The sequence below is a fragment of the Flavobacterium sp. genome, assembly GCF_041911335.1.
GTDB lineage: Bacteria > Bacteroidota > Bacteroidia > Flavobacteriales > Flavobacteriaceae > Flavobacterium.
The window spans coordinates 25259-37605 of sequence record NZ_JAYRPD010000039.1 but is presented as its reverse complement, the minus strand read 5'-3'; the positions used below and the strand labels follow the sequence as shown (position 1 = coordinate 37605).

Sequence of the window (12347 nt, the reverse complement as noted above, 5' to 3'; positions counted from 1 at the left end):
AACAACCTGTAAAAGCCAAAAACAAACTTATACAAACTACAATAAAAAACAGTTGCAAAAAGAAAAACGCTTATAACGGATGTTTAAAATCCTGTTACAAGCGTTTTTTTATTGACTAAAAAAGGCACTAATCAAAATAGTAGATGTTTTTCAGTGCCCTCAGAAATTCAAGGCTTTTTTGTTATATCTATGGCAACGTCACTTCTCCTAAAAACAAGGTCCAAACTTCTTTTTTGGTGGTGCCAAAAGATTTTACAACTGGTTTAAACCCTATTTTTTGAAAATATTGAAATTCCATTGGAATTTTGTTTTGCATAACAGTAAGTTGGTATTGCGTAGTCCAATAATCTGTTGATACAATAGAATTTTCAAAATTAGCAACCGAAAATGAAAAGTTCTTATTCGTAATTTTATCAATCAATTCTTGCAATGAAATAGTCGCATTTTCAGTTGAGGTAAAATCGATGACTTTTATATTTTCGCTTTCAAATAAGCTGTAAATAGTAGTTTTTATTTCTGTTTTTAAAGTTTCCGATGTTGATTCACTTGATAATAAAGTCAAATATTGGTAATAGTCTTCCACTTTTAATGTCGCGCTTTCCTGGTAGGCTTTTACCGAAGCCATTGTAAAATTTGCCTTTATTGCCGATGACGCAGGCGTATTCACATTTTGTCCGAACACGCAAAATGTAAATAATAAAAACATAAAAATACAACTTCTAGTAAACATCTTATTCTTGTATAATTCGTATAAATTTAATCTCATTCTTATCATTGCTTTGAATGTCAATCACTTTCATTCGCTTCAAAGCAACACTGGGAACAATCAACTTTTCTGAAAACTCTTGTTTGTTGAAATATTCAATTCCCAAATCATTTTTCAACATCACCAAAACTTCTAAATCATCGGCTAAAATCTTTTGCAATTGCTCTTTTCGGGTTTCCCAATCTTTAATATCCGATTTCATAAAACCTTTCAACATCATCGCATAATCATCAGGTTGTAAGTTGATTTCGTTTGGATTTTCCTTTCCTAAAACAACCGTTTTGTCTTTATAATACGGACTCTTCAATACAATCTTAGCACTTTCCTTTGCCGTAATTTGAATTTTTGAATCTACAATTTCAATTGGTGTTTCTACATCATTTTCAATCATTACCGCTTTCACTTCTTCACTGTTGATTTGTTCTTCGGTAAAGGCATTTTTTACGGGAATGGTTTGCACTTCTTCCCTATTCAAATAGCGATAAATAAAAATCCCCATCAAAAACAAACCTATAAATCCAACACTGAAAACAACCTTATTATTTCGTTTGGGTTGAGCCACAATCGGAACCACTTCTTGTTTCCATTTAAACACATATTCATCCCAACCCGAATAACCGACCAATTGCGATAAAATATCCAACATATCTTTTCGTGGCAATTTATCGTTGGTTTCGACTTTCAAATGTGTGTAAATCCATTTTTCGCTAACCGTTTGTTTTACTTGAACGGCAATCAAATCGATTAAATTTTGAATGTCTTGCGAACTAAACGTTTTCCAATTTCCCTCAAAATAAGGATACTGCTTCTGATAGGTCAAAAGCACATCGTTTTTAAGTTGTTGAAATACGTCTAATGGATTCATGTTTATTTGGGTCAAAAGTAACTGATTGCGAATTTTTATTTACTGTAAAACCACTGTAAATGTAGCGAAAAAACTTTACAGCAACAGAAAAGTAGTTTTACCAAACGTTTTTCTTTTTTCGAAAGTACTATTGCAGTCAAATCTTTAAAAATAAAAATTATGAAAACACAAGTATCTTATTTAAACGGAAAAATTAACTGGATTATTTTAGCTTTAGTATTGACTTTTAGTGTGGCTCAAGCTCAAATTAGCGGAAATCAAATTTATGGAAATAATCGCTACAACGAGAACAATTACAATCAAAATGTTTTGCCCAATAACACAGTTGTTTCTATCAACGACAATCATTTAACCGTTACTGTAAAAATGCTACTTAATAAAAAAGCCGACGGATTTGTCATTACACTGGGATTAAATCAAGAAGATGAAACGGTTTCAGGTTGCAGTAAAAAAATAAATACCCGAATTGATGGCTTTTTAGACAAAATTAAAGCGTTGGGAATCAAAAAAGAAAACTGCTACATCGATTTTATTTCGCAAACCAAAATTTATGATTTCAATGCTAATTTAGAAACCGCGCAGCAAATTGACAAGGGTTTTGAAATTAAAAAGAACATCATTATTACGACTTCCAATGCCAATAGTTTGGAAAAATTAATTGCGATAGCTTCCGATTTTGAAATTCACGATATTATAAAAGTCGAATATTTTAATAATGATACCAATGCGATTCACAATTCGCTTTTTGATGAAGCTTTGGTTTTAGCCGAAGCAAAAAAAATCAGATACATGAAATCGTTTGGAAAGCGAGTAATTGGAACACCAAGCGCTACTGAAGAATTTGCAACGGTTTTCCCAAAAACACAATACAAAATGTACCAAGCTTTTGAATCGGCAGAAATTGAAACTAATTACAACAACCGCAACCAATACCTAAAGAAAATCGCCCGAAAAAACAAAACCTTCTACTACGACGGAATTTCCAGTGCTGGTTTTGACAAAGTCATCAATCCTAACCAAACGGAAGTCGGTATTCAATATGTATTGACACTTACGATGACGTATAAAATTGATACTTCGATTTAAGGAAAGTTTGTAGAATAAAAAAAGCCCTGAATTACTTCAGGGCTTTCCAATGTTAAGGGTGAAAGACGGGTCTCGAACCCGCGACCTTCGGAACCACAATCCGACGCTCTAACCAACTGAGCTACAATCACCATTTGTTTTGGTTCACAATGATTATAATTGAATTTTGGAGTTCACCGAATTCGCATAGCTTCATTTGCGAGTGCAAATATAGTGTAATTCTATACTTCTACAAACATTTTTTGCAAAAAATTACACCAATTTTATTTCAAATCACCTAAGCTATTGACTGCCAAATATCTTTCCGTTGTAAAACCTTCGGCATAATCTACTCCTACTAGCCTTCCAAGGTCTTGAGCGCGGTAATTTATACTATCTAAAAAGTTTTTAGAAGCAATTGGCGTAACCGGTTCATTCGATTTTGGATCATAAAATTGTGAACTATAAGCCAAGACAGATTCCATTTTTTTATTCATGAATTCTGAAATATCCACCACAAAATCAGGTTCGATAATTTGCCATTGGATGTAATGATACACTACTTTTGGTCGCCAAGCTTCTTGTGCCTCGCCATCTAACTCGGTTTTAATTTGTCGCAGACCTGATAAAAAACAGGCATCGCTTACCAATTTACTTCCTTTTCCGTGATCGATGTGTCTGTCAGTAATCGCATTGCACAACACAATTTCAGGTTGGTATTTGCGAATCATTTCGATTACTTTCAATTGATGTGCTTCATCATTAACGAAAAAACCATCACGCATATCTAAATTCTCACGCACCACAACTCCTAAAATTTCAGATGCCTTAGCCGATTCTGAATTACGAATTTCAACCGAACCACGAGTTCCTAACTCACCACGAGTTAAATCGATAATCCCGACTTTCTTACCAAGGCTAACTTCTTTGGCAATAGTACCACTACAACCTAATTCTACATCATCTGGATGCGCTCCAAAAGCTAATATGTCTAATTTCATTTTTAAACTTTTATATATTTAAACACATAGAATCATAGATTTTCTTTGTGCTTATTTTAGTCGTTTCACTCTACATAGTTTACATAGATTTCTATGCGAACTATTTAAAATACAATGCCTTTCAAATTTTCCTATGTGACTATGTGTTTCATTCTTTACTTTGAAACTAAAACATTTCGCATCGTCATCGATTTATTTTCTGTTTCAATGAATTCCTTTTCAGGATTGCTGTCTTTTGTAATGCCACAACCTACGTAAATATTCACAATATCATTTTCTACTTCTAAACAGCGTAAATTTACGAATAAATCGGTTTGATTGTCTTTATTGTATTCACCTAAAAAACCCGCGTAATATTTTCGCTTGTAACCTTCATTTTTAAGAATAAAATCGATTGCTTTTTCTTTAGGTAAACCACAAACGGCAGGTGTTGGATGTAACGCTTTAATCAAATCATTCGCTTTAAAACCAGGAGTTAATTCACCCGAAATAAACGATTTTAAATGCGCTAAATTTCCAGCTTTAACTGTTTTAGCATCAGAAACAATAAGGATATTAACTTTATCTTTTACTTTAGATATAATATAATTGGTAACAAATTGCTGTTCTTCGATTTCTTTTGCTTCCCAAATCACATTTTCCGAATACAATTGTGTTCCTGCTAAAGCCACTGTTTCAAACTGACTTTGATTGATTTTTACCAATTGTTCAGGCGTTGCTCCCATCCACAAACCAACTTTCGGATGAAAAAACAAATAGCGAAAAGCCGTTGGATAAGTCGAAATTAAATTTTCAAAGGAATCTATAATAGCAATTGGTTCCTTTAGAACAATTTTTCGAGATAAAACTACTTTATCGAAATCACCTTTTCGAATTGCAGTAATTCCATCGGAAACTAAATTCTCAAAAGTTGCTTTTTGATCATATCCAGAAGTGAAATTTTCAGTTGGTTTCTTTTCTAAATTTTCAAGATTTCCTTGCGAATAGGAATTTCCTTGAAACGGAATTACTACTTGTTTCCCATCATGAAAAGGCATAAATACAAATCCCGATTGATTGCTAAATTCAACTAGTTCTTCATTTTGTTGTACAAGTAAATTCCAAACGTTTTCATTTGGTTTTACATAGCAAACAAAGGGATATTGTGCTGATAAAAGTGTATTTATTTCTTCAAAAACTTGCATTATTGTCTTCTCGATAATACCATATTGGTTAATTTACAAAGCGAAATTAACTTTCCTTCTTCGTCCACGATTCTAATTTCCCATAAATGCAAACTTGCACCTTTATGAATGATTTTAGCGGTAGCCGTAACCATTCCTTCGCGCTTGCTTTTCAAATGATTTGCTGAAATTTCGATACCACGAACTTCTTGTTTTTCTGGATTTACAAACATTAACGAAGCGGCACTTCCTACGCTTTCAGCTAATGCAACTGTTGCACCACCGTGTAATAATCCCATCGGTTGGTGAACTCTCGGATTTACTGGCATTGTAGCAGTTAAGAAATCTTCACCAGCATCGGTGTAAACAATATCTAAGGTATTCATTAAAGTATTTTTGCTCCAATCGTTACACAATTGCAACATTTTTTCTCTATCAAACATCATAACTTTATTTTTGGTAAAATTAAGCATTCCGAAGAGAATAATTCAACTGATTTAACGTTTTGATAGATATTTTAATCTGTTTTTGTTTTTATATATTTAAAATTAATAATTACATTTACAAAAATTAACAATACATGCGTCGTTTATTACTTTTAATATTAATTGGATTTGCTGTTTCATTAACTTCATGTCGAAACGATTTTGATTTTGAATCAAGAACTGGTGGCTTAGAATTTTCTAAAGACACTGTTTATTTAGACACTGTGTTTACTAACATAGGCTCAAGTACTTACACTTTAAAAGTTTATAATAGAAGTGATAAAAATATTTCGATTCCATCACTTAGATTAAAAGAAGGAACGGCTTCTAAGTACCGATTAATGGTAGATGGAATGGCAGGTCAAATTTTTGAAAATGTAGAAATATTGGCAAAAGATAGTATGTATATTTTTGTTTCTGTTACTGCTGAAGTTGCCGATGCAAATCCAACTGATTTTCTATATACTGATAAAATATTATTTGGAGAAGAATCTAATCCAAACCACCAAAAAGTAGAATTGGTAACTTTGATTCAAGATGCCTATTTTATTTATCCAGGTAGAGTTCAAAACCCTGATGAATCATATACTTACGATGAATTAAATTTAGGAGTGGATGGTAATGGCGACCCAATTACAATAAGAGGCCGATTTTTAGAAGAAACAAACCCAATGAATGGAAATGAATTGCATTGGACCAATACAAAACCTTACGTTATTTATGGATATGCAGCAGTTCCTTCCAATAAAACGCTAGTTGTGGATCCTGGAGCAAGAATTCATTTTCATGCTGAATCAGGATTGATAGTTGCTAATAATGCCTCACTGCAAGTCAATGGCACTATTCAAAATCAAGTAATTTTTGAAGGTGATCGACTAGAACCTGGATTTTCAGAAACGCCTGGACAATGGGGAACGATTTGGTTCACACAAGGAAGTACGAATAATATACTTTCTAACTTAACCGTAAAAAACGCCACCGTTGGTATGCTCGTAACAGGAAATGATGGAACAGCAAATCCTTCATTAACCTTAAATAATGTTCAAGTTTACAACTGTTCCAACGTGGGGATTTTGGCAAGAACAGGAAAAATAACAGGACAAAATGTAGTGATTAACAATTGTGGTGAAACAGCATTTGCAGGAACTTTTGGTGGCGCTTATGATTTTACACATTGTACGTTTGCCAATTATTGGCCAAGACCAAACCAAACTTGTGTTGTTTTAAGTGATGATTCAATTAATAATGTTCCAACCCCTTTAGAAAGTGCAAATTTCAAAAATTGTATTATTTACGGCTCAAGTAATTTAGGAATTTCATTAAAAAAAGAAGGAACAACATTCAATAATTCTTTTGAAAATTGTTTGATTAAATTTGCTGATTTCAATAACCAATTCCAAAATGATTCTTTGTATCCTGCTTCTGGTTCCAATTATCTAAATTGTTTAATTGCCACAAATTCAACAATAAACCGCCCAGAATTTAAAAATCCAACGAATAATGAATTGCAAATTGGATCGAATTCTGCAGCAAGAGGAACAGCAAATTTCACTTTTTCAAGCGGAACATTTGATATTTTAAATGAAGAAAGAACTAATCCATCCGATATGGGAGCTTATAATTTTATTGTGTTTGATTAAACAAACGTTAAAAAAATAAATTCCTTTTGATTATTGCTTATATTTGCAATTATTGCTTATATTTGCAATCCCAACATCTTCCTAAAATTTCAATCTGAATTATTATGGTTAATTTTACACCTTAATTTTTCTTATGAAATTTTTATTCTTTTTTTTATTACTCACAAACAGCTTTGCCCAAGTAGGTATAGGAACAACGACGATTGAGCCAAGTGTATTACTCAAATTAGAGAGTTCTAATCAAGCATTTGTCACTACGCGAGTTACTACATCAGAGATGAACGCCATTTCTAATCCCCTAGAGGGTTCGTTTGTTTTTAATGTTACAGAACAAATACCATACGTATATATCAATAATGTATGGACAAAATTTGAAAGTAACAGAACTCCCTCTCTTTTTCTGAGACGTAACTCAGGGACATTTACAACCTCAACTACAAGCGAGTTTCAACTTCCTTTGAACAATAGCAATATAGTAGAAAATGACCCTGCCGTTTTCAGTGTTAATAATACTAATGGTAGAGTAACTATTCTGAAAGATGGAATTTATTTATTTGCTTCGACTTTAAGTACCTCAAATTTGAATGCTGGTAATAAAAAATTTTATCTAAAACTTTATAAAAATAATATTGCAGTAGGAAATCTTTCTGCTACGAGTTTTAATTTCCCTTCTAACGATTACTGGGGCGGAAATGGTGTAATTATGATAAATGCGAATGCAAATGATGTTTTTGATTTACGCTATTTTTTGAATGAAAACGGGACAACCAAAACCATTGCGATAGTAACCTATAACATCACAAAACTAAGATAATGAAAAAAATTATTACTTTTTTACTAATCATCAACTCATTAGTTACATACGCTCAAGTTGGAATAGGAACTACAACTCCCAGTTCTAGCTCTATATTAGAACTAGAAAGTTCAACTCAAACTTTTGTTCCTCCAAGAATGACAGGAGCTCAAATGTATGCAATACCTTCTCCATTAAATGGCTCTATAGTATATAATACCACAGAAGATGCCATGTATGTAAAAACTGCTTCTGGTTGGCAAAGTATGTTTTTCGTAAACAATGATGTTATCCTTTTAAATAGAGAATTTAGTGTTGGAAACAATGCGCTCTCAACAGCAAATAACACCTATTACGATTTACCAATAAATGCGGCAAATATTATTCAAAACGAACCCCTAACATATGAAGTTATAGGAAATGGAACCATACGAATTTTAAAAACAGGTGTTTACTCAATTGTAGCTGGACTAACCACATCAAATCTGCCTGTAGGCAATGTGAAACACATCATTGCCGTTTATAAAAACGGTTTACTGTATAATTATTTAGCAAGAGGAATTGTTAATAATCCTACAGTTGACGAATTTGGATTTAGTGGATCTTCAGGAATTACGGTTAATGCTGGAGACATCATAAGGATTCAGTACGTTTTAAACAACAATGGAACTCCTTTAGACGCTAAATACATCAATATTGGTATTACTCGATTAAAATAAAAAATAAATTAACATAAATGAAGCTGTTCAAAAAAAGAACAGCTTTTTTTGTTTAATGCGCTTTTAAAACTTTGAACTTCTAACTTTTTAGAATAAATTTGCACTTTCAAAACAACAACACAACGTACGGTCAAGTCGCGACTTGTCCCTACAAATAAAAAACACAACTACAATGATTCATTTCTTCGGAAACCAATCCAACACGGTTTTTGCGGTTCAAACGCAAAACGAGATTTCATCAGAAGACATCAACAAATTAAATTGGCTTTTTGGCAACGCACATAAAATAGAAAAATCCGTATTGTCGGATTTTTTTGTTGGACCACGTGCCGCTATGATTACTCCTTGGAGTACAAATGCTGTAGAAATTACTCAAAACATGGGAATTTCAGGCATCATTCGTATTGAGGAATTTGAAAAAGTAGCTGCCGATTTTACTGATTTCGACCCAATGCTTTCGCAAAAGTTTTCGGAGTTAAATCAAGAAATTTACACCATCAATATCCAACCAGAACCCATTTTGGATATTGAAGATATTGACTCTTACAATAAATCAGAAGGTTTAGCACTAAGTCCAGAAGAAGTTGAATATTTGAATAACCTTTCTACGAAATTAGGTAGAAAGTTAACTGATTCTGAAATTTTTGCTTTCTCACAAGCAAATTCAGAACACTGTCGTCATAAAATTTTCAATGGAACATTTGTGATTGATGGAGAAGAAAAACCAACTTCTTTATTCAAATTAATTAAGAAAACATCAGAAACCAATCCAAACGATATTGTTTCCGCTTATAAAGATAACGTAGCTTTTGTAAAAGGTCCGAAAGTAACACAATTCGCCCCAAAAAGCGCTGACAAACCTGATTTCTATCAAGAAAAGGAATTTGATTCAGTTCTTTCATTAAAAGCAGAAACACACAACTTCCCTACAACCGTTGAACCATTCAACGGAGCTGCAACTGGTTCTGGAGGAGAAATTCGTGATCGTTTAGCAGGTGGACAAGGTTCGTTACCTTTAGCAGGAACTGCCGTTTACATGACGTCTTATTCTCGTTTAGAAGAAACGCGTCCATGGGAAAACGGAATGGCAGAAAGACCATGGTTGTACCAAACACCAATGGATATTTTGATTAAAGCCTCAAACGGAGCTTCTGATTTTGGAAATAAATTTGGGCAACCATTAATTACGGGTTCTATTCTGACTTTCGAACATGAAGAAAACAATCGTAAAATTGGTTACGATAAAGTTATCATGCAAGCGGGTGGAATTGGTTACGGAAAATTAGATCAAGCGATTAAAAAGAAACCTACGGCTGGCGATAAAATCGTTATTTTAGGTGGAGAAAATTATAGAATTGGAATGGGCGGTGCTGCGGTTTCTTCTGCAGATACAGGTGCTTTTGGTTCAGGAATTGAATTAAATGCTATCCAACGTTCGAATCCAGAAATGCAAAAACGTGCGGCTAATGCTATACGTGGTTTGGTAGAAAGTGATAACAATCCGATTGTTTCGATTCATGATCACGGTGCGGGTGGACATTTGAACTGTCTTTCTGAATTAGTGGAAGATACTGGAGGATTGATTGATTTAGACAAATTACCTGTTGGTGATCCTACTCTTTCTGCAAAAGAAATCATCGGAAACGAATCACAAGAAAGAATGGGATTAGTTATTGGTGAAAAAGACATTGAAACCTTACAAAGAATTGCCGACAGAGAGCGTTCTCCAATGTATCAAGTGGGTGACGTAACTAACGACCATAGATTTACCTTTGAATCAAAATCAACAGGTTTAAAACCAATGGATTATGCTTTGGAAGACTTCTTCGGAAGTTCGCCAAAAACGATTATGACGGATAAAACCGTTGCAACCAATTATTCAGATTTAGAATATTCAAAAGAAAATATATCAAGCTATTTAAGTCAAGTTTTACAATTAGAAGCCGTAGCTTGTAAAGATTGGTTAACCAACAAAGTGGACCGTTGTGTTGGCGGACGTGTAGCAAAACAACAATGCGTGGGTCCATTACAATTACCTTTGAACAATGTCGGAGTTATGGCATTAGATTTCAAAGGGAAAGAAGGAATTGCGACTTCGATTGGGCACTCGCCTATTTCGGCTTTGGTAAATCCTGTTGCGGGTTCAAGAACTGCTATTGCTGAGGCGTTATCAAATATAGTTTGGGCACCATTGAAAGATGGCTTACAATCGGTTTCATTATCAGCCAACTGGATGTGGGCTTGTAAAAATGAAGGTGAAGACGCTCGTTTATACGAAGCAGTAAAAGGTTGTTCGGATTTTGCAATTGAATTGGGAATCAATATTCCAACCGGAAAAGATTCACTTTCAATGAAACAAAAATATCCAAATGACGAAGTAATTGCGCCAGGAACGGTTATTATTTCAGCAGCTGGAAATTGTTCAAACATTACTAAAGTAGTGGAACCAGTTTTACAAAGAAACGGCGGAAACATTTACTACATCAACTTATCACAAGATTCGTTTAAATTAGGAGGAAGTTCATTTGCGCAAGTGTTGAATAAAATTGGAAATGATGTTCCAAAAATTCAAAACTCGGAATTCTTCAAAAAAGCATTCAACGTTTTACAAGATTTAATTAAAGACAGAAAAATTAAAGCTGGACACGATATTGGAAGTGGTGGTTTAATCACAACTTTATTAGAAATGTGTTTTGCTGATGATAAATTAGGAGCGTTAATCGACTTGACTTCTTTAGGAGAAAAAGATACGGTTAAAGCTTTATTTAATGAGAACATCGGAGTTGTTTTCCAAGCGAATGCTGAAGTGGAAGCAACCTTCGCACAACATAATATTGAAATTTTCAAAATTGGTTCGGCTATAGATGGCGATGCTTTTACGATTATCAACGGTGAAGATAGTTTAACATTCAGTATTGCAACTTTAAGAGATACTTGGTACAAGACTTCTTTCCTATTAGATTCAAAACAATCTAAAAACGGAATGGCTCAAGCACGTTTTGATAATTACAAAAACCAAAAATTAGAATTTACTTTCCCTTCACATTTTGATGGAACCCTTCGACAAGCTCAGGGTGACATTGCTCCTGTTGGTTCAAGACCAAAAGCAGCAATTATTCGTGAAAAAGGAAGTAATTCAGAACGTGAAATGGCAAATGCTATGTATTTAGCAGGATTTGATGTAAAAGATGTACACATGACCGATTTAATTTCGGGAAGAGAAACTCTGGAAGACATTCAATTCATTGGAGCTGTTGGAGGATTCTCGAATTCAGATGTTTTAGGTTCGGCTAAAGGTTGGGCTGGAGCATTTTTATACAACGAAAAAGCCAATACCGCATTGAAAAACTTCTACAAACGCGAAGACACGCTTTCTGTTGGGATTTGTAATGGTTGTCAGTTATTAATGGAATTAGAATTGATCAATCCAGAACACGAAGTTCATGGAAAAATGCACCACAACACTTCGAACAAACACGAAAGTGGCTTTACTTCGGTAACAGTTCAGAAGAATAATTCGGTGATGTTATCAACACTGGAAGGAACAACTTTAGGAGTATGGATTTCACACGGAGAAGGAAAATTCAAATTACCTTATTCAGAAGATAAATATAATATTGTAGCGAAATACGCTTACGAAGGTTATCCAGCCAATCCAAATGGTTCTGATTTCAACACGGCTATGATGTGTGATACTACTGGTAGACATTTAGTAATGATGCCACACATTGAGCGTTCAACTTTCCCTTGGAACTGGGCACATTATCCAGAAAGAGGTCAAAAAGACGAAGTTTCTCCATGGTTAGAAGCATTTGTAAATGCTAGAAAATGGATTGAGAATAAAAAATAA

At 33.9% G+C, this 12347-nt stretch carries 10 protein-coding genes and 1 tRNA gene; 5 read left to right on the top strand and 6 right to left on the bottom strand.

Annotated features, from left to right (window positions below):
• Nucleotides 1-187: 187 nt before the first annotated feature.
• Nucleotides 188-766, bottom strand: a complete 579-nt coding sequence (locus ACE3PD_RS06640; RefSeq protein WP_374400776.1) for a hypothetical protein — start codon at nucleotides 764-766, stop codon at nucleotides 188-190.
• The gene (locus tag ACE3PD_RS06635) at nucleotides 732-1631 is read right to left on the bottom strand and encodes a hypothetical protein (RefSeq protein ID WP_374400774.1); all 900 of its coding nucleotides are present in this window, start codon (nucleotides 1629-1631) and stop codon (nucleotides 732-734) included. Before ACE3PD_RS06635 ends, ACE3PD_RS06640 begins: the two co-directional genes overlap by 35 nt.
• 159 nt (nucleotides 1632-1790) lie before the next feature.
• On the opposite strand from ACE3PD_RS06635, the gene ACE3PD_RS06630 reads away from it, so the two are divergent.
• On the top strand, nucleotides 1791-2717 hold the full coding sequence (locus tag ACE3PD_RS06630; RefSeq protein ID WP_374400772.1) for an SIMPL domain-containing protein: 927 nt from the start codon (nucleotides 1791-1793) through the stop codon (nucleotides 2715-2717).
• Between the two features lie 56 nt (nucleotides 2718-2773).
• Here ACE3PD_RS06630 and ACE3PD_RS06625 read toward each other — a convergent pair.
• The 4 genes from ACE3PD_RS06625 to ACE3PD_RS06610 all read right to left on the bottom strand — a co-directional run bounded on the left by ACE3PD_RS06625 (nucleotide 2774) and on the right by ACE3PD_RS06610 (nucleotide 5306).
• A tRNA-His gene (locus tag ACE3PD_RS06625) sits at nucleotides 2774-2849 on the bottom strand.
• Nucleotides 2850-2980: 131 nt separating this feature from the next.
• Nucleotides 2981-3697, bottom strand: coding sequence for a bacillithiol biosynthesis deacetylase BshB1 (gene bshB1 / locus ACE3PD_RS06620; RefSeq protein ID WP_374400770.1), 717 nt, complete (start codon nucleotides 3695-3697; stop codon nucleotides 2981-2983).
• A 155-nt stretch (nucleotides 3698-3852) separates the two neighbouring features.
• A complete protein-coding gene (locus ACE3PD_RS06615; RefSeq protein ID WP_374400769.1) occupies nucleotides 3853-4881 on the bottom strand; it encodes an isochorismate synthase in 1029 nt (342 codons plus the stop codon).
• The gene (locus ACE3PD_RS06610) at nucleotides 4881-5306 is read right to left on the bottom strand and encodes a PaaI family thioesterase (RefSeq protein ID WP_374400767.1); all 426 of its coding nucleotides are present in this window, start codon (nucleotides 5304-5306) and stop codon (nucleotides 4881-4883) included. Before ACE3PD_RS06610 ends, ACE3PD_RS06615 begins: the two co-directional genes overlap by 1 nt.
• A gap of 134 nt (nucleotides 5307-5440) precedes the next feature.
• Between ACE3PD_RS06610 and ACE3PD_RS06605 the strand changes: the two genes are divergently transcribed.
• The 4 genes from ACE3PD_RS06605 to purL all read left to right on the top strand — a co-directional run bounded on the left by ACE3PD_RS06605 (nucleotide 5441) and on the right by purL (nucleotide 12347).
• A complete protein-coding gene (locus tag ACE3PD_RS06605) occupies nucleotides 5441-6985 on the top strand; it encodes a hypothetical protein (RefSeq protein ID WP_374400765.1) in 1545 nt (514 codons plus the stop codon).
• 133 nt (nucleotides 6986-7118) lie between these two features.
• Complete coding sequence (locus ACE3PD_RS06600; RefSeq protein WP_374400763.1) at nucleotides 7119-7799, top strand: hypothetical protein; 681 nt, start codon at nucleotides 7119-7121, stop codon at nucleotides 7797-7799.
• Entirely contained in the window at nucleotides 7799-8497 is a 699-nt protein-coding gene (locus ACE3PD_RS06595) for a hypothetical protein (protein ID WP_374400761.1), read from the top strand. The genes ACE3PD_RS06600 and ACE3PD_RS06595 overlap by 1 nt, the downstream gene beginning before the upstream one ends.
• A gap of 172 nt (nucleotides 8498-8669) precedes the next feature.
• Nucleotides 8670-12347 carry a phosphoribosylformylglycinamidine synthase gene (purL, locus tag ACE3PD_RS06590; RefSeq protein WP_374400759.1) on the top strand — a complete coding sequence of 1226 codons (3678 nt, stop codon included), beginning with the start codon at nucleotides 8670-8672 and terminating at the stop codon, nucleotides 12345-12347.